21 protein-coding genes are annotated in these 17,951 nt (G+C 51.9%); 17 read left to right on the top strand and 4 right to left on the bottom strand.

Annotated elements, in window-relative coordinates; all coding sequences use genetic code 11:
- Positions 1-29: 29 nt before the first annotated feature.
- The 6 genes from ACGVKB_RS02665 (at position 30) to ACGVKB_RS02640 (ending at position 7,756) form a co-directional block, all read left to right on the top strand.
- Positions 30-377, top strand: a complete 348-nt coding sequence (locus tag ACGVKB_RS02665) for an STAS domain-containing protein (protein ID WP_392349790.1) — start codon at positions 30-32, stop codon at positions 375-377.
- The gene (locus tag ACGVKB_RS02660) at positions 374-799 is read left to right on the top strand and encodes a ribonuclease III domain-containing protein (RefSeq protein WP_392349726.1); all 426 of its coding nucleotides are present in this window, start codon (positions 374-376) and stop codon (positions 797-799) included. The genes ACGVKB_RS02665 and ACGVKB_RS02660 overlap by 4 nt, the downstream gene beginning before the upstream one ends.
- On the top strand, positions 796-2,358 hold the full coding sequence (rlmB, locus tag ACGVKB_RS02655) for a 23S rRNA (guanosine(2251)-2'-O)-methyltransferase RlmB (RefSeq protein ID WP_392349725.1): 1,563 nt from the start codon (positions 796-798) through the stop codon (positions 2,356-2,358). The genes ACGVKB_RS02660 and rlmB overlap by 4 nt, the downstream gene beginning before the upstream one ends.
- Before the next feature lie 54 nt (positions 2,359-2,412).
- Positions 2,413-2,652: a DUF1816 domain-containing protein gene (locus ACGVKB_RS02650; RefSeq protein ID WP_392349724.1), complete on the top strand. Its 240-nt coding sequence runs from the start codon at positions 2,413-2,415 to the stop codon at positions 2,650-2,652.
- 50 nt (positions 2,653-2,702) lie between these two features.
- On the top strand, positions 2,703-4,163 hold the full coding sequence (gatA, locus tag ACGVKB_RS02645; protein WP_392349723.1) for an Asp-tRNA(Asn)/Glu-tRNA(Gln) amidotransferase subunit GatA: 1,461 nt from the start codon (positions 2,703-2,705) through the stop codon (positions 4,161-4,163).
- 71 nt (positions 4,164-4,234) lie between these two features.
- Positions 4,235-7,756, top strand: coding sequence for a DNA polymerase III subunit alpha (locus ACGVKB_RS02640; protein ID WP_392349722.1), 3,522 nt, complete (start codon positions 4,235-4,237; stop codon positions 7,754-7,756).
- A gap of 34 nt (positions 7,757-7,790) precedes the next feature.
- Here the strand turns inward: ACGVKB_RS02640 and ACGVKB_RS02635 are convergent, their stop codons facing one another.
- The 3 genes from ACGVKB_RS02635 to ruvA all read right to left on the bottom strand — a co-directional run bounded on the left by ACGVKB_RS02635 (position 7,791) and on the right by ruvA (position 9,239).
- Positions 7,791-8,210 (bottom strand): PAM68 family protein, encoded by a 420-nt coding sequence (locus ACGVKB_RS02635; protein ID WP_392349721.1) that lies wholly within the window; start codon positions 8,208-8,210, stop codon positions 7,791-7,793.
- Positions 8,211-8,249: 39 nt separating this feature from the next.
- Positions 8,250-8,519, bottom strand: a complete 270-nt coding sequence (gene rpsO, locus ACGVKB_RS02630) for a 30S ribosomal protein S15 (RefSeq protein ID WP_392349720.1) — start codon at positions 8,517-8,519, stop codon at positions 8,250-8,252.
- A 63-nt stretch (positions 8,520-8,582) separates the two neighbouring features.
- Entirely contained in the window at positions 8,583-9,239 is a 657-nt protein-coding gene (gene ruvA, locus ACGVKB_RS02625) for a Holliday junction branch migration protein RuvA (RefSeq protein WP_392349789.1), read from the bottom strand.
- A gap of 85 nt (positions 9,240-9,324) precedes the next feature.
- Here ruvA and ACGVKB_RS02620 point away from each other — a divergent pair, with 85 nt between their 5' ends.
- The 11 genes from ACGVKB_RS02620 (at position 9,325) to ACGVKB_RS02570 (ending at position 16,998) form a co-directional block, all read left to right on the top strand.
- Positions 9,325-9,696, top strand: coding sequence for a hypothetical protein (locus ACGVKB_RS02620; protein ID WP_392349718.1), 372 nt, complete (start codon positions 9,325-9,327; stop codon positions 9,694-9,696).
- A gap of 87 nt (positions 9,697-9,783) precedes the next feature.
- Entirely contained in the window at positions 9,784-10,122 is a 339-nt protein-coding gene (locus ACGVKB_RS02615) for a cation:proton antiporter subunit C (protein WP_392349717.1), read from the top strand.
- 5 nt (positions 10,123-10,127) lie between these two features.
- A complete protein-coding gene (locus tag ACGVKB_RS02610; protein WP_392349716.1) occupies positions 10,128-11,645 on the top strand; it encodes a proton-conducting transporter membrane subunit in 1,518 nt (505 codons plus the stop codon).
- A complete protein-coding gene (locus ACGVKB_RS02605; RefSeq protein ID WP_392349715.1) occupies positions 11,645-12,094 on the top strand; it encodes a hypothetical protein in 450 nt (149 codons plus the stop codon). The genes ACGVKB_RS02610 and ACGVKB_RS02605 overlap by 1 nt, the downstream gene beginning before the upstream one ends.
- Entirely contained in the window at positions 12,091-12,378 is a 288-nt protein-coding gene (locus ACGVKB_RS02600; protein WP_392349714.1) for a hypothetical protein, read from the top strand. The genes ACGVKB_RS02605 and ACGVKB_RS02600 overlap by 4 nt, the downstream gene beginning before the upstream one ends.
- A gap of 5 nt (positions 12,379-12,383) precedes the next feature.
- The gene (locus tag ACGVKB_RS02595; RefSeq protein ID WP_392349713.1) at positions 12,384-12,659 is read left to right on the top strand and encodes a monovalent cation/H(+) antiporter subunit G; all 276 of its coding nucleotides are present in this window, start codon (positions 12,384-12,386) and stop codon (positions 12,657-12,659) included.
- The gene (locus ACGVKB_RS02590) at positions 12,656-13,213 is read left to right on the top strand and encodes a hydrogenase subunit MbhD domain-containing protein (RefSeq protein WP_392349712.1); all 558 of its coding nucleotides are present in this window, start codon (positions 12,656-12,658) and stop codon (positions 13,211-13,213) included. Before ACGVKB_RS02595 ends, ACGVKB_RS02590 begins: the two co-directional genes overlap by 4 nt.
- Positions 13,210-13,908, top strand: coding sequence for a Na(+)/H(+) antiporter subunit B (locus tag ACGVKB_RS02585; RefSeq protein ID WP_392349711.1), 699 nt, complete (start codon positions 13,210-13,212; stop codon positions 13,906-13,908). Before ACGVKB_RS02590 ends, ACGVKB_RS02585 begins: the two co-directional genes overlap by 4 nt.
- 7 nt (positions 13,909-13,915) lie before the next feature.
- Positions 13,916-14,707, top strand: coding sequence for a potassium channel family protein (locus tag ACGVKB_RS02580; RefSeq protein ID WP_392349710.1), 792 nt, complete (start codon positions 13,916-13,918; stop codon positions 14,705-14,707).
- A gap of 114 nt (positions 14,708-14,821) precedes the next feature.
- On the top strand, positions 14,822-15,667 hold the full coding sequence (locus ACGVKB_RS02575) for a substrate-binding periplasmic protein (RefSeq protein WP_392349709.1): 846 nt from the start codon (positions 14,822-14,824) through the stop codon (positions 15,665-15,667).
- 8 nt (positions 15,668-15,675) lie between these two features.
- Positions 15,676-16,998 carry a cation:dicarboxylate symporter family transporter gene (locus ACGVKB_RS02570; protein WP_392349708.1) on the top strand — a complete coding sequence of 441 codons (1,323 nt, stop codon included), beginning with the start codon at positions 15,676-15,678 and terminating at the stop codon, positions 16,996-16,998.
- Here ACGVKB_RS02570 and ACGVKB_RS02565 read toward each other — a convergent pair.
- A complete protein-coding gene (locus ACGVKB_RS02565; protein ID WP_392349707.1) occupies positions 16,989-17,873 on the bottom strand; it encodes a DMT family transporter in 885 nt (294 codons plus the stop codon). The two genes, ACGVKB_RS02570 and ACGVKB_RS02565, sit on opposite strands and share 10 nt — an antisense overlap.
- Positions 17,874-17,951 lie beyond the last annotated feature (78 nt).

Here is a 17,951-nt window from a genome sequence, read left to right as displayed (position 1 = left end):
GGGAAGGACCCATCAGCGAACTTCAGCGGCTGACCGTCTCACTCCGCGGCGGTTTTGAGCATCACGATGGGGGATTGGTCCTCCATTTCACGGGCCAGTTGGACGCCTATTCCGAGAAGCAATTCCTCGGATATGTCACCGATGTCCTGCAGGCCAATCAACTGCCCATCGTTCTGGATCTCAGCAAGATTGATTTCCTGGATTCTTCAGGGCTGGGTGCTCTTGTTCAAATTGCCAAATTGTGCAAGGACGCCAAACGTCGTCTGCAGTTGGTTGGCAACACAAGGGTGAACCAAACCATCAAGCTCGTTCGACTGGATGGGTTCCTCAATCTTGTCGATGATTTATCGACAGCCTTGAGTCAGATCGCCGCTTGAGCACCTGGATTCGTTCGCAGCAGCCGGACCCTGTGTCCGGCTCGATTGGCCCCCTGCAACTGGCCTGGATTGGTGATGCGGTCTGGGAACTCCATCAACGCCTGCGGCTCGGCCGCGCGCCAGGGAAGGCTGATGCTCTGCATAAGGCCGTTGTCGCCGTTGTGCGTGCTGATGCGCAAGCAGAGGCCCTTGAGCGCTTGGAACCCTTTCTGGATGCGACGGAACAGGACCTGATCCGAAGGGGGCGAAACAGTGCCGGTCGTGGTCCAAGGCGTGCTGATGCAGCTATCTATGGGAAGGCCACAGGGTTTGAGACAATGGTTGGCTGGCTGTTCCTCAACAACCCAGCCCGGCTGGCCGATCTGTTTGATCATCTGGAGAACGCCGGGGCCACTTCGCCAACGTCACCGCCTAACCCATGACCCCTCGTTTTGAACGTCGTTCCGGCGCACCGTCTCGTGGCGGCCGCTCGGGCGCTGGAGGTCGATCCCCCGATGGTGGAGGTTCCGGACGAGGGGATCGCCGCCGATCGGGGGGTGGATCGAGGCCAGAGTCGTCGTGGCGGGGTGGTGGCGACGGCCCAAGAAAAAGTTTTCGTCCGCGGGGTGACGACCAAGGGAGACGCTCGGATTGGGCGCGACCCGGTGACGCAAACCGCGGCCGTGACGGCTACCGGGATCGCGACCGAGAGGGGTTCCGCGATCGGGGAGAGCGTGATGGCTACCGGGAGCGTGATGGCTACAGGGATCGCGACCGTGACCGCGACCGTGACCGTGGTCGATTTGAGTCCGGTCGTTCCCATCAGGGATCCGGCCGCGAGGATGGCTACCGCACCGAGCGGAGCAATGCTGGGTCAGGCCGTCGCTTCGACCGCGACTCCCGCAGCGGCCGCGATCGGGGTGGTGCGTCCCGACCGCCGATGGGGTCCTTTGATCGACGCCGTTCATCGGACGAACGGCGCTCGTCCGGCCCGCGGCAGCGTCCGAATTCCTCCAGACCCCCTGAAGCATCGGCGGCCACACCACCGCCAGATGATCTGATCTGGGGACGCCACGCAACCCAGGCTGCCCTCGAATCTGGCCGTCCGATCCATCGCATCTGGTGCACATCCGAGATGCGCAGTGCAGCCAAGTTTCTGCAATTGCTCAGGGATGCCAAGGCCTCAGGGGTGTTGGTTGAGGAGGTCACCTGGGCGCGTTTGGGCCAAATCACCGGTGGTTCGGTGCATCAGGGCATTGCACTGCAGACGGCAGCGGCCGAGACACTGGATATCGATGGCTTGATCCAGGGGTGTGCAGACCTCGGCGAACCGCCGTTATTGCTGGCCCTCGATGGTGTTACCGATCCGCATAATCTCGGCGCCGTGGTGCGTTCGGCCGAAGCCATGGGAGCCCATGGAGTTGTTCTGCCCCAACGGCGCAGTGCCGGCTTGACAGGGTCAGTCGCCAAGGTCGCTGCCGGTGCCCTTGAGCACATGCCCGTCGCTCGGGTGGTGAATCTCAACCGTTCCCTTGAGAAGCTCAAGGACGCTGGCTATCGCGTGATCGGACTCGCCGCTGAAGGCGATGTCACCTTGCCGGATGTCGACCTTGACGGCCCTCTGGTCTTGGTGACCGGTTCCGAGGACCAGGGCCTGTCCCTGTTGACGAGGCGCCATTGCGATCAGTTGGTTCGGATTCCCCTGCGCGGGATCACGCCCAGCCTCAATGCCTCCGTGGCCACGGCCCTGTGTGTCTATGAGATCGCCCGGCGCGGTTGGATGAAGGACATCCATGGCCAGGCGCCCTCGCCACCGATCAGCCGACCACGCACCTCCTATGAGGAGGCCTCGGACACCACCTCTGAGAACGCTGAGTCGGCCGACACGGTTGAGTCGACTCCTGCTGCCACCCCGAGGGAGGAGATCGATTTGTCGTTGACCGTCGAACCGTCCGACACGGCGGCGGTCCATTTCGACGAAAGCGTCCAGCTTTCAACGTGATCGGCTGATTTTGTCTCCGATCAGGTCACAATGAGGTGGATACCCTCCACCTCAATGAGTCCCGTCATTCGTCCCCTACGCAGTCTTGCCAATGGCTTTGGCTTGGCTTGGTGGGCTCGCGTTGAGACGAGTGCTCCGACTGTGACCTACTGGTTTGGCCCGTTCCTGACCCGTCGAGGCCTGACCAACGAATTGGATAGCTTCCTGGAGGACATCCATTCCGAATCACCTGGGTCCGTCGATCACGTCATTTTGCGGACCCGTCGCGGTGAGCCGTTGACCATTGAGGGCTAAGGCCTGACCGAGTAGCTGATAGCGTCGCTCCTGCGGTGGATTTCGGGTCAATGACGATCAGCGCGTTGCGTCAGCAGCTCCTGAGTGGCGACGTCTCTGCCCGGGAACTGGTTGACCAGTATTTGCAGAGGATTTCCTCCGTCGATTCGAAGGTTCATGCCTTTTTAGAAGTCACAGCCGATCGGGCCCGCGCCGATGCTGATCGCATTGATGCGGCCCGTTCAGCGGGTGAGACCCTTGGGCCTTTGGCCGGTCTACCCCTCGCCATCAAGGACAACCTCTGCACCAAAGGCATTAAAACCACCTGCTCAAGCCGAATGCTTGAGGGGTTTGTTCCCCCCTATGAATCCACCGCTACCGATCGTCTGTGGCAGTCGGGAGCCATCCTGATCGGTAAGACCAACCTTGATGAATTCGCCATGGGCGGATCCACGGAAACCTCAGCGTTCGGTCCGACGAACAACCCTTGGAACCCAGCTCACGTGCCCGGCGGCAGCTCCGGGGGAAGTGCCGCAGCCGTTGCCGCTGGTGAGTGCATCGCATCCCTTGGCTCCGACACCGGTGGTTCGATTCGTCAGCCTGCATCGTTCTGCGGCGTGGTTGGTCTCAAGCCCACCTATGGCCGGGTGAGCCGCTGGGGATTGGTCGCCTTTGCCAGCTCACTGGATCAGATCGGACCGTTCACGACATCCGTGGCTGATTCCGCCGAACTGCTGCAAGTCATCGCTGGCCACGACGTCAGGGATTCCACCTGCCTGACCGCTGAAGTCCCCGATTACAGCGCTGGTTTGAACAGGTCCATCAAGGGCCTCAAGGTTGGCCTGATCAAAGAATGTTTTGAGGCCGATGGGCTCGATCCAGAGGTGAAACGATCCGTTGAAGCCTCGGCTGCTCAGCTGGAGGCCCTTGGTGCTGAACTCGTCGAGGTCAGTTGCCCACGTTTCACCGATGGCATCGCCACGTATTACGTGATTGCACCCTCGGAAGCATCGGCCAATCTGGCCCGCTACGACGGCGTTAAATATGGCTATCGCGCTGACGATGCCGAGAACCTCGCGTCCATGACCGCCCGCAGCCGTGCGGAGGGATTTGGAGCTGAAGTTCAACGCCGCATCCTGATTGGTACCTATGCCCTCTCTGCCGGGTACGTCGACGCTTACTACAAGAAAGCCCAGCAGGTGCGCACCTTGATCCGGCGTGACTTCGATGCAGCGTTCGGCAAGGTGGATGTTCTGTTGACACCAACGGCTCCGACACCGGCTTTCAAGGCCGGAGCCCATGCGGATGATCCCTTGGCGATGTATCTCGCCGACTTGCTGACCATTCCGGTGAATCTCGCTGGGTTACCAGCGATCAGCCTGCCCTGCGGCTTCAGTCGCGCTGGTTTGCCCATCGGGGTTCAGTTGATCGGAAATGTGCTGGATGAGGCCACGATTCTCCAGGTCGCTCACCAGTACGAACAGGCGGCCAATGTGATGGCTGCACGGCCTGAGGCGGCCTTGGCTGTCTAAGTCGCCACCAGATCTTGTGTCGGCGCTCTGGTGCTGACACTGGATCTTGCGTCTGGTCCTAGGCTGTGGCTATGGCATTTGTACCTCTCCACAACCACAGCGATTACAGCCTGCTGGACGGCGCGTCCCAGTTGCCGGCCATGGTTGAGCGTGCCAAAGAGCTGGGCATGCCAGCCCTGGCCCTGACCGACCATGGGGTCATGTATGGCGCCATCGAGCTGCTGAAGCTGTGCCAAGGGGCAGGGGTCAAGCCGATTATCGGCAATGAGATGTACGTCATCAATGGATCGATTGATGACCCCCAGCCCAAGAAGGAGAAGCGATATCACCTGGTTGTCCTCGCCAAAAACGCGACCGGTTATCGCAACCTGGTGAAGTTGACCAGTCTCAGTCATTTGCGCGGAATGCGTGGGCGGGGCATTTTTTCAAGAGCTTGCATCGATAAGCATCTGTTGCAGCAGTACAGCGAAGGATTAATCGTTGCCACGGCCTGTCTGGGTGGTGAGATTCCCCAGGCCATTCTTCGCGGCCGTCCGGATGTTGCCCGTGATGTTGCGGCCTGGTATCAGGGTATTTTTGGCGAGGATTTTTACCTGGAGATTCAGGATCATGGATCTCCAGAAGACCGCATCGTTAATGTTGAAATTGCTCGGATCGCTAAAGACCTTGGCATCGGACTGATTGCGACGAATGATGCTCATTACCTCAGCAAGCAGGATGTTGAGGCCCATGATGCTCTGTTGTGTGTTCTCACTGGAAAGTTGATTTCTGATGAGAAAAGGCTGCGTTATACCGGGACCGAATACATCAAAACGGAAGAGGAGATGCTCCGCTTGTTTGCGGATCATTTGGATATCGATACCGTTCGCCAGGCTGTTCTGAACACGGTCTCTGTGGCTGAAAAAGTTGAGGACTATGACATCCTCGGCCACTACCAGATGCCGCGTTTTCCCATACCCGAAGGGCATGACGCTGTTTCTTACTTGCGAGATGTCACAGAGCAAGGGCTCAGGCAGCGTCTTGAACTGTCGTCCGATGATCCGATTGATTCGGTCTATTCCGAACGGATGTCCCATGAGTTGAAGATCATGGAGCAAATGGGATTCCCAACATATTTTTTGGTGGTATGGGATTACATCCGCTTTGCCCGTGAGAATAAAATTCCAGTTGGTCCCGGGCGTGGATCGGCCGCAGGGTCATTGGTGGCCTATGCACTGGGAATCACGAATATTGATCCGGTCAGTAATGGTTTGTTGTTCGAGCGCTTTCTGAACCCCGAAAGAAAGTCGATGCCTGATATCGATACCGACTTTTGTATTGAACGACGCGGTGAAGTTATTGATTATGTTACTGAGCGGTATGGCGAAGAGAAAGTAGCTCAGATCATTACTTTTAACAGGATGACATCAAAAGCCGTGTTGAAAGACGTGGCCCGTGTCTTGGATATTCCCTACGGTGATGCTGATCGCCTGGCCAAGTTAATTCCAGTTGCTCGTGGTAAGCCGGCCAAGCTCAAGGTGATGATCAGTGATGAATCACCCAACCCTGATTTTAAGCAGAAATATGATAATGATCCCATCGTTAAGCGTTGGGTTGATATGGCGATACGTATTGAAGGAACGAACAAAACATTTGGTGTTCATGCGGCAGGTGTTGTGATTGCTGCAGATCCTCTGGATGAGCTTGTGCCACTCCAGCGCAACAATGACGGCCAGGTCATTACTCAGTACTTCATGGAAGATGTTGAATCCATGGGTCTGCTGAAGATGGATTTCTTGGGTTTGAAGAATCTCACCATGATCGATAAAACCCTTGAACTCGTTGAAGTGAGTAGTGGTGAGCGTATTGATCCTGACAAATTACCCTCAGAAGATCCAGATACATTTGCTTTGCTTGCTCGAGGTGATCTCGAAGGTATTTTTCAACTTGAATCGAGTGGAATGCGGCAGATTGTTCGTGATCTCAAACCATCGTCCCTTGAAGATATTTCGTCCATCCTCGCCCTATATCGTCCGGGTCCTTTGGATGCCGGATTGATTCCAAAATTTATCAACCGCAAGCATGGTCGCGAGGCCATTGATTTTGCCCACGCCACCTTGGAGCCAATTCTCTCGGAAACCTACGGAATCATGGTTTACCAAGAGCAGATTATGCGAATTGCGCAGGATCTGGCTGGTTATTCCCTGGGTGAGGCAGACCTGTTACGTCGCGCCATGGGTAAGAAGAAGGTGTCAGAGATGCAGAAACATCGCAGCTTGTTTGTTGATGGTGCCTCATCCCGTGGTGTCGCTGAGAAGGTGGCCGATGAGTTGTTTGATCAGATGGTGCTGTTTGCTGAATACTGTTTCAACAAGAGCCACTCCACAGCCTATGGTGCTGTGACGTATCAAACGGCCTATTTAAAAGCACACTTTCCAGTTGCTTATATGGCAGCTTTGCTCACGGTTAATGCGGGCACTGCCGACAAAGTTCAGCGCTATATCTCAAATTGTAATGCCATGGGCATTGAGGTGATGCCCCCTGACGTGAATGCCTCACGGACCGATTTCACCCCACAGGGAGATCGCATCCTGTTCGGTCTCTCGGCCGTTCGTAATCTTGGGGATGGTGCGATCCGTCATCTCATTGCGTCGAGAGAAAGTGACGGTCCATTTGCATCCTTGGCTGATCTTTGTGACCGTTTGCCCTCGTCTGTGCTGAATCGTCGAGGCCTCGAATCTTTGATTCACTGTGGAGCCATGGATGCGCTTGAGCCCTCCGCAAATCGAGCTCAGTTGATGGCTGATCTCGATCTTTTGTTGGACTGGGCTTCGTCCCGAGCCAAAGATCGTGACAGTGGTCAGGGCAATCTTTTTGATTTGATTTCGGCACCTTCGGATGGGGATGCGTCCTCCTCCGACCTCAGCTTGGCCCCTAAGGCTGCAGCGGTGCGTGATTACCCACCAACCGAAAAACTGCGCCTTGAGAAAGAGTTAGTTGGTTTTTATCTCTCTGATCATCCGCTGAAGCAGCTTGATCCATCCGCGCGCCTGCTGGCTCCCATTGGATTGAGCTCACTGGAGGAACAGGCGGACAAGACCAAAGTCAGCGCCATCGCCATGATCTCGGAATACCGCCAGGTCACGACACGCAAAGGTGATCGTATGGCGATCCTTCAACTCGAAGATCTCACCGGAAGCTGTGAAGCGGTTGTGTTCCCGAAGAGTTATGCCCGTTTGTGTGATCATTTAATGGCTGAGGCCCGACTTCTCATTTGGGCAGCTGTTGATCGTCGCGATGAGAGGGTGCAATTGATCATCGACGATTGCCGGGCGATTGATGATCTTGAAATTCTCTTGGTTGAACTCACCCCAGATCGAGCCGCCGACATTGCCATCCAACATAAATTGAGAGAATGTCTGCAAAAACATCGTCCTGAGCGTGAGGAATTGGGTGTCAAGGTTCCCGTTGTTGCTGAGGTCCGTCAGGATCATTCAGTCCGCTACGTTCGGCTTGGCCCTCAATTCTGTGTCAGAGATGCGTCCGCTGCGCTGGAAAGTTTAAGCGCAGAATCTTTTTCCGCACGGACCTCCGCGCGGATGATTGCTCAATGAGTTGATTGCGATGCACTCACCGACGAGCGGTGGATCAAGATTTCGACTCTTTTTGTGCACGAATTGATTCACGCATCCGTTGCAGGTTCGGCTTGACGTTTTCAAGACCCAGCAACGATCCGTTGTTCTTCTCCCAGCTGGCTGAGAGCACTCCATAGCTCAATCCTGCTAACCCGAGCAGGAAAAAGAATCCCGAGCCAGCCAGGGTGACGCCCGGGGCAATGTCTGCAATGCCTCGAGTCATCAGCACGTAACTCAACACAAAAACCCCCATTCCCGCGAGGGATGGGAGTCCTGTGAAGATTGCAACACGGCGAGCCATTCTGTTGGCAACAGGCTTAGGAATGGCTTCCTGTCGTTGGGCTGGTGCTGAGCCTCCCTTGCGTGACCCTTGGCTTTGGCCTTTGGGAGCCGACTTCGGCTCGAAAGGGAGGGATTGACGTTGATCCGTCATGCAATCCGGTTAAGTTCCAGGGATTCTGACGGTCTTCGCTCAGCCGCGGATGCCCAACTTGGCAATGATGTCCGTGTAGCGCTGCTCGCTTTTGTTGCGCATGTAGCTCAGGAGACGCTTGCGACGTCCAATCATCTTGAGCAGCCCCTGGCGAGAGGAGAAGTCATGCTTGTTCTGCTGCAGATGGCCGCTGAGGCGGTTGATGCGCTCACTGAGCATGGCCACCTGGACCTCAGCCGAACCCGTATCGGTTCCGTGGGTCTGGTGTGCGTTGATCAACTGTTGCTTTTCGGTGGTATCGAGCGACATGCGTAGGGGGCCGGACCCTGACGGTTCAAACAACTACTTTACCGGTCGACGTTCCCGATGTCCCTAACCCGCGTCCTGACTGAGCCATTGCAAACAGCTCTTCAACCAGCTGTCGAGATCTCCATCCTCGGGCCGGACCCCAGCTCCCTGGTCATGGACGGCACGCAGGGCGCGTCTGATTTCCAGGTCGTCGTAGCCCAAGGCCATCAGTGTGCCTTCAAGGTCGTTCAGCAGTGGACTGGTCTCGGAATTGAGCTCATCCGGTAACCCTTCGACTAACGAGAGACCTGGAGGTTGCGGCCCATCGAACGCGGCAAGACCCGTGCGCAACTCCACGGCCAGGCGTTCAGCCGTACGTTTGCCGACCCCTTGGGCTTTGCAGAGTCGACGCAGATCTCCACCAGTGATCGCCCGGATCAGCTCCGTGAGTCCACATTCCTGAAGCAGGGCCAATGCCGCTTGGGGGCCAACTCCATTGACACTGATCAAGCGCCGGAACAGCTCCCGTTCGTTCTTGTCTGAAAAGCCGAACAGAACGCTGGCATCCTCCCGATAGACCTGATGAATCCAGAGATCCAGTGGTTCCCCTTCGACCAACGGAGCCTGTTGGCGTTGGGTCAGCTGTACTTCGTAGCCGACTCCTGCACAATTCAGAACAACACCGGCCTTTGGCCCTTGCGACCAAGTGTCCAGGATCGTTCCTTGCAGCCACCCGATCATGAAGCCTGCGTTCGTCGTCCCCATCGTGCACGATGCGCGGCGGTTGTGCCGCCTTGTTGTTGGCTGCTTGTTGAGCGTTTGTTTGGTGTCCTGCAGCCCATCGTCGGGCCCACCACGCTCTGTGGTGCTCGATGCCCTTGCCCTTCAGATTGAATTGACCCAGACGTCGATTGCTCAGTCGCTTGAGCTTCCTCCCACCGCCGGTCATCCCAGCGTGAGCCGGGTTCGGATTGAAGATCAGTCGGCTCTCAAGATGGCAGGCCACCGCGGTGTTCACCTCCAGGGCCGTTTTGATTGGCAGCTCCCCGGCGACAGGATCCAGGTCGACAGCCCGTTTGATCTCTATCTCGAACAAGGGGATCAACAGCAAAGCTGGCGCTTGGCTCAGCCCGCGGAACCAATGGAATCATCTGCGCTGAATCAGCAATGGTTTACCTATCCCCTTCCATTGGCATAACAAGCTTTGACTCGTTCCAATTGGTGACGCGTGCTTGACGCTTGTTTTCGTCCAGCCAGAATGGAAGAACGTTGAAATCGTTATGGCGTGACGCCGGAAATCGTCCGTTTGATCCCGATGGTCGCTTTGATCATCATTGGATGTTTTGGGTTGCTGAATTCAAAAAACATTTTGAATTCCTTGTTTTCCCTCGATGTTATTGATACGGCGACGATCAGTATTTTTGTTTTGATTGCCGCTGGCAATGGCTTCCAAACTCCGATCGTCAGTACCTTGCGTTATTCCAGCTATTCTGATCCTTATCCACAGGCAATCATCTTAACCGCCATTGTGATCGGTTTTGCCACCCAGGCCTTGCTCTGCTCTGTTGCTTTACGGCTCGGTCGTTCATCGCCTCTGCTTCGATATAAGGATCTGGAGCGCTGAAATAGATGAACTCTGAAATCACGCTAACGCTTCTTATCTTCCTGCCTGCCGTGTTCGGCTTTGCGGGATGTGTCTTTCCAAGGATCTTTCTGTGGTTGTCTGGCCTTCTCCTGGCAACTTATTCTTATCTCTCTTGGTTCGCGAATCAACAAGGTCTTGAGTTGAATTACCGACTTGTTGGAGTCGGCGGAATTGAATTTTCTTGGGATTCATATAGTTTTCCAATGATTTTCGGGGCATCGATTGCTCTGCTGTTGACGTTTTCTCTTTTTTCTTCAAGATTTTCCCATTATTTTTATCAAGTGTGCATGGTGCTGTTGACAGCACTTTTGATTTCTTTCACTACGGTCGATCTTGTCAGCCTTTTTATTGCCCTTGAACTCACTGGGTTCTCTGCTTTTCTTTTGATCGCAGACCGTAACGATAAGCGCTCTCTCTTTAATGCATTTCAGTATTTGATCGGCGGTGGCTTGGCCATGTTGATCTATTTGATTGGAGTTGTTCAAGCTTTTACTTTCTCAGGAAGTTTTCTGCTTGCTGATTTGACTAAGGCCCCGAACACGGCGATTTGTTTGATCATTGCTGGGCTGCTGACCAAGGCTGGAGTTTTTCTTTGCGGACTTTGGGTCCCGAACATCTATTCCCATGCCAACTGTCAAGCCTCCTCGATTCTGGCAGGTTGCGTCACCTGTGCAGGAATCGCTCCCATCGCTCGCCTAAGCCAAGCACTGACCCCGATTGCTGAGTCCATGGTTGTTGTCGGTGTGCTCAGCGGTGTCATCGCTGCGATCTATGCCGTGTTTGAACGCGAAAGTGGCCGAGCGCTTGGATGGAGTTCTGTCTCTCAGCTGGGTTTGGCGATGTTGTCTCCGTCCTATGCCTGCCTGTATGCCATGCAACATGGGATTTGTAAGGCGCTGCTGTTTTCAACACTCCATGCCCACGATCGTGAGGATTTTGAATCGAACTCTTCCCATGCCCCATCTGGTCAATCAACACAAGTTGGCTCAACGTCTGAACTCCTGAGAGTGGTGGTTTTTTGTTTGGCATCGTTGTCCATTATGGGGTTCCCTCTTTTAGCTGGATTCATCACTAAAAACCTCTTAAAATATGATTTACCGTATCAAGCTGATATTATCTTTACGACATCGGCTTTGCTGACCTCGACTGTTTATGCAAGGCTTATTTACGATCGGCTAGTTGCCTACAAGCATCATTTAAAATTGTTTCCTTTTTCAAAGGCGCAGTTTTTCCAGAATTTATTTCACTTCCCAAATATCATCTTGTTACTGTCTGCGTTCTTCTTGGTTGGATTCTCAGTTCGTGATTTTGAACTTTACAAATACGACAATATTGAGTCAGCTTTTGCATCTGCCATCCTTGGGGTCATTATGTTTGTTTCCGTTAAGGGGATACAGGCTGGCGATTTTGTTAAGCCTGTGACCAAGACGATCGACCTGGTTGGGGCTCCCTTCCTTGTGGCAGCCCTTCTGCTCGCCAATCTACTTTATTTTAAAATCTGATGACAAATTTTATTCGCTATCTTTTGACAGTTGCTTTCAAATTTACCTGTTGGCTTTTAATAACTGGGAGCTTGAGTTCGTTTAATATTTTTCTCGGTTTATTTTTCTGTGTCATCCTTCCTCCCGGTTCCTACAAGGATCTCAAGATCAAACCGATTTTGCCAGAGATCTTTAAGTCACTCTCTTTGCCATTTTTAATGATTAAGGAGAGCATAGAGCTGATGCTGATCAAGAACCCAACCGATCATTTTGTTGTTGAAAATGCCAGTAAATTTGCCGGTAAAGGCTCAAATTTTGCTGGTTTTTTAGATTTGTTCCGAATTACATTTACACCGATGTCTCTTGTTACCCAAAGATTAAATGCATCGGAATGGCGCGTTCATACCGTTAAAGAGTCCAATGAATTAAACAATCATGGACTGGACGTCAATCGGGAGCTGAGCTCATGAATGCCCTTACCACTCTGTTTAACCTAAGGCCCTATGTGGCTGAGTTGACGGTTGTCTACTGCATGCTTTTTATTAGCTTTATACCTTTAATTGCCGTTGCCCGTTCCAAGGATACACCAACGAGAATTGCCATTGCATCCAGCTTTAGTACCAAGTTGGCCATGATGATTCTTGTTTTTGGTGTTTTTCGTGGTGATTGGATGATTGCATGCATTGGTGCATTTGTTTTGATTGTTGGTGATGCAGGGATGTTGATTCTTTCGTTGATGGAGATGGAGATATGACGTTCATGAATTTGTTTGCTCAGGTTTCTGAGGTTTTTCTTATTGTCCTTGGATTAATCTTTTGGCTTTGGGGAACTCTTCCAATCCTCAACAAAAAGCATAGTCTTTTCTATAAGTTACATACACTGACTGTTTCTGATACCGTTGGGTCTCTTTGCATGCTTTTAGCACTTGTCATTCATTCTCCATCGAATTGGGTCTTGCTTTTAACCGCAGCGATTTCACTTTCACTTTGGAATACATTCTTTAGCTATATTCTTGGTAGCGTTGCGGATCGATGACAGAATCTGGTTACTTACTGACAGCAATTCTGCTGCCATTTGAGCTTCTTTTGCCTCTGCTGGGGATTCTTTTGATTCGCTCGCAGTCGCCTACGAACGGGTTGATTTATCGATCTTTTCTTGGAAGTATTGCTGCCTTGATTTATGCCTTGATCGGTGCTCCCGATGTGGCTTTGACAGAAGTTCTCATTGGTACTTTATTGTCGATGTTGTTGTATATTGTCACAATTAAATCATGTTATACCGTTGTAATGATGCAGGACTCGTCTGCTCTTCCAGATGATCAAACTTTGGATCATTTGCTTCAAGTCTTTGCTGAATTGCATCTCAAGCCAACAACAAAAGACTTTATTGACTCGAATCAATTCTCCATCCCGGAAATATTCTCTGAATGCAAAGGTCGTTCCGGCTCGCCCCATGCTTTCATTCGCCATCAAACCCTCTATGTCGAGTCTAATGTTTTGAAATCTGAAATTATTGAATCTGATTATTTTCAAGCCAATCCTTTTCTTGATTCGGTCATTGTTTTGGATTCTAAAGAGGAGGAATCATGAAGCTTTCGATGCCGCGTTTTTCTAGCAATGAGCTAAAATCAATTCTCTATCTCGTTGCCATCTCTACGGTGATGGTGATGCTTTTGTTTTCATCTCCAGTACCTGAGCGAGATACCGAAGTCATCGTTCAGTACTTGTCTGAGTATACAAATATTCCAAATACAGTCACATCTGTGATTCTTGGAACCCGCTTATTTGACACCATTGGTGAAGTCACTGTTTTTACAATTGCTGGCCTTGGAGTCAAGATTCTGTTGCATGATGAAGAGGAGGAATCCGAACTGATTGCGGTCCGTGAGCCCACGTTGGTGATCCTGCTCGATCTGGCTGCCATCTTTACAGCCTTTCTTGCCATCGATCTGGCCTTGAAAGGCCATCTGACCCCTGGAGGTGGTTTTGCCTCTGGTGTGTCTGGAGCAACATCGATCACGTTGTTGATGGTGACGGGTCGGCTTAAACAGGTTGAAGAATTTTATTTCAAATCAAATGCCGCTGCTCTCGAAAAATTTGCGGTGATTTGTTTTGTCTTCACTGCATTGGCAACGTTCATGGGTTTTGTCGATCCACAGTCAGTTTTTGCAACGATCCCTCCTGAGATATACCTCCCTGCACTGAATATTGTTGCTGCTCTTAAAGTGACGATAGGATCTTGGTCTATTTTGAGATTCTTTATATTGACTCGAGGATTAATGTAATTTTGCTATGGAGTTTTACCAATCTGATCATTGGTATTTTGGTGATTACAAGGGTGGCTTGCCTGGAAGAAATTACTCCTTTCTTCTCTATATCGTCATTGTGTTGCTGCTCGTGCAGATTGCACTGACGACCGAAGAGTCTCTCAAGGTTGACAGCATAACGATTTGGCTAAAATTCTTCCTCGATTTGATCGAGTTGTTTTTTATTAGTGATTATATTGGCAAGCTTACAAATAGCTGGGCCAAGCTTGATTATCGCCCTAGCCGTCTGCTCCCAATCTTTGTTTCAGGTCCAGCACTGGCTGATCTCGTGGTCTTGATGGTTCTGGTTACAAATAAGTTCGACAATGACTCCTTGGTTGTAATCGGATCTTATATCTTGAAGATGTCACTCTCTATCTATTATTCTAGCTTTAGAAAGATTCTCGACCGCCTCTCCTTTATCCTGTTAGATTCTCCGGCTCATACATTTTTTCCTGTTGTGCTTTTGACAATTGTGACATATGTATTTTCAGTCTTGATGTATGTCGTTGAGCGTTTTAATGACTCCGAGCATTTTGGATCGATTGTTCGCTCTTTTTGGTTTTCGATTGTCACCGTTACGACCATTGGCTATGGGGATGTGACCCCACCAACCTCTCTCGGGAAGTCCCTTGCAGTTCTTTTTGGAATTTTAGGCATCGTTTGCATCGCCTTACTGACTGCCAATATTCTTGAAGCGAATGCTCGCTTTGATCGGCTTGAGGAAGCCTCACAAGAGCTTGAGCCTGAGGCATCTCGGGAGGCATCTCGGTTTTAGCCGCACCTGTCAGTGTGTGTCTTGTGATCAAGAGAATCGGTTGATCTTTGCATTTTCGATTGAGCCGTTTAGAATTTAAGTGTCTGCTTGCTTGTCATTTATTAATTGCATATCATGTGCTCGTTTGTTTTGAGAATTATTTCTGTTTGTCTTTCGCTGACCATATTCTTCACCGCCGGACCCGCTTGGGCTGCTGAGAACCTGTTCATCCAACGGATTCAGGAGCGCGGGGTTTTAACGGTTGGGCTTCCTGCCTATAACACTCCCCCCGCCTATTACCTCAATGAGACATCTGGTGATTTAGAGGGATACGATATTGATATTGCTCGAGGTTTGGCTAAGGAGTTAAAGGTTGATATTCAGTTTGATCGTTCTTCTCCTGATTTGAATGAGCTTGTGCGTCGTGTTGGTGCTGGGGATTTCGATTTGGCAATCGGCAAGCTGGGTCGCACCTACGACAGAATGTTTGATGCCTTTCCTGTTCATTACTTGGACTTCAGGCACGCTTTAATGGCGAATAGAAGCTTTATTTCGACCTTGTCTGAGGAGCCTGGTTCTCCTGAGTTTGCGGCAGTTCTTGAGGCCTCTACGATTCGAATAGGTTCAATCGAGAAGACCATTTGGGAAGCGGAAACCAGGGATAACTTTCCAAATGCCACTTTCCAGGGATTTCCTGATTGGCTTGCTGCTCAGCAGGCTCTTTTTGATGGTGAAGTTGATGCGATTTATCGCGATATGACGGAAATCAAGAGACTGGTCTATGCCAGTCCAGACTTGATCATCGATTATGTCCCAATCTTGTTTGATGACATTGTCGATCAAAAATCAATCTATCTTTCCCTTGACGGAAGTATTAATTTTTCTCCTTTTATTGAGTTTTACATTTCAAAGGAGTGGGGTGAAGTCAAGACGGATTCAACCATTCTCGAAGAATACATGTCTTTTTATTCTGCCACTTAGTTTTTGCGATGACGTTCTCCTCTTTTGTTCAGCTCCTGCGTCGTGCCCGCTCTCCTAGGAGTTTTTTCCTTTTTATTCTTCCGCTGTCGATTGTCTTCGGGACAATTCTTCCGGATTCTGCTGCTCCGACCCTCAATAGTGCGGGCTTGGCGTTGGTTCAGTTGATTGCCTTCCCCGCCATCCCTTTGGTGCTTTCGGCTGTTATTATTTCGATCTCTAATATCTTTTCGATTCACTCTGACGAATCGTCTGGGCAGTTTTTATTTGCTAAACGCTTTTCATTGCCGCTTGTTCTGATCATCTTGTTCGGGGCTTTTCTGGCGGTTTTATTGTCGATTTATCAAAGTCCTGGTGTGTTGTCTCCGGATGGAAAGCTCTCCATCGGACGCATCATGCTCGATAGCACTGATATCCATATTTCCGATTCTGTTCCAGGTGTTGATCAGGTGGCGAGTCAATTTTGGCTCCAGACCCTTCTACCAAGGAATCTTTTGGGCGATGCTTCTGGTGGCCAGACCCTTCGCGTGATTACGGGTTCAATTCTGGCTGGTGTCGCGATGTCGCGATTGAATCCTTCGATCACGAAGCCCTTAATTTCCCTGCTTCGCAGCGTCAATAGCATTTCGGTGCAGGTGTTGAACATTGTTCTCTATCTCGCGCCGCTGGTCTTGATCTTCTTGATTGCTGGCGCTGTTTCCACGATTAATGCTGAAATTGTTGTCGCCCTTCTTAACTTCACCATTTGTGTTTTTCTTGCTGCAGTGGCCTCCCTTGGTATTGCACGTTTGATATTTCGGCGTTTTACCAGCACGAGGGAGCGATCTACTTTGTCAGAAAATCCGATCGATAGTGTTTTTCTCCTCGCCTTTTCAACGGGTTCGAGTATGTCCTCCTACTCGTTGATTTTCCAGTCCATGAAGGGCATGGGGCGTGATGAGTCCGAGGTTGAGGCATCGGCATCATTGAGTCTCTTGATTTCCCAGGTGGGAAACGTGACTTACAACGTGATTGCCATCATGTTTGCTCTCAATCTCTACAACATCCCTTTGACGCCAAAGACGTTGGTTGAGGTCCTTGCGTTGGGCATTGCCACCGGTATTTCTGCGGCGGGTCTCGATAGTGTCGCTGTGACGTCATCCATCACCCCCGCGCTTCTGTTCTTTCAGGTGCCAGCTGACACCGTGCTGGTCATGTTGATGGCGATTGATCCAATCCTCACCTTGCCCCGTGCTGCCACCACCAGTGCACTGGCGATGGCGATCACGGTGATTGCCTCCCAGCGTGAACCATCAACCCCCGCAGGCCAACTTGACGCTTCCCCTCAATCCTGAGCATCGGTGATTGGGCTTTTCAGCCGTGATCTCGCGCTGATCAGACTGGCTCCCAGGATCAAAACTCCGCCCCAGGCTGTGGTTCCATTGATTTGTTCGTTGAACCACAACCAACCCCACAGCGCAGCAAACACAACCTGCACGTAATTGATGGTTGTGGCTTGTCCGGCTGGCAGTCGTCGCAGTCCCTCTGTGATCCAGATTTGCCCCAGCTGAGTCAGCACTCCGACCCCAAGCAGCCAGCCCCATTCCATCCCTGATGGCATGACGCCGTGATGAATCACGCCTGGAAGCGTGACTGGGATGGAAATCAGTGGAAAATAGAAAATAATCACGAGCGGATGCTCCGTGATGCTCAAGCGCCGAACGCACACATAGGCCATCGCGGTGAAGAAGGCACCGGCGACCCCCACCAGAGCTGGCCCCATTGCTAATCCTTCGCCCGCCTGGCCCACCCATCCCGGTTGGACCACCATCACCACACCAATCCAACCCAGTGGCAAGGCCAGCAGAATCAATCGTCCGAGTTGTTCTTTTAAAAGCAGGGCAGCTGCCGCCGCTGTAAATGTTGGATAGGTGTACTGAAGCACTGTTGCGGCCCCGAGCGGCAAGGCTGCGATTGCATAAAAGAAACACAGCAGGGCGACCGTTCCCGCGGTGCCTCGCACCAACAGACCGACTCTGTTCTGGCCCCACGGAGACAGTCCTAGCCGTTTGATGGCCACCGTGGTGATCGCCAGGCTGATCACCGCCCTGACGAAGACGATTTCCTCGACAGGTAGCCGTCCTCCCAGCTGTTTGACGCAGACCGTCATCAGGCTGAAGGCCAGTCCACTGAGCACCAAGGCCCGTACTCCCTGTTGCGCGTTCCCCATGCCTGTTCAGGGTCCGCCCTGCTGATGTCGCCGTTCAGAGCTTGTCAGATCCAGTTCGTCTGGACTGAATCGCCGCCA

Source organism: Parasynechococcus sp., assembly GCF_042954325.1.
Lineage (GTDB): Bacteria > Cyanobacteriota > Cyanobacteriia > PCC-6307 > Cyanobiaceae > Parasynechococcus.
The sequence above is the reverse complement of the archived record's forward strand: the minus strand, read 5'-3'. Positions and strand labels throughout refer to the sequence as shown.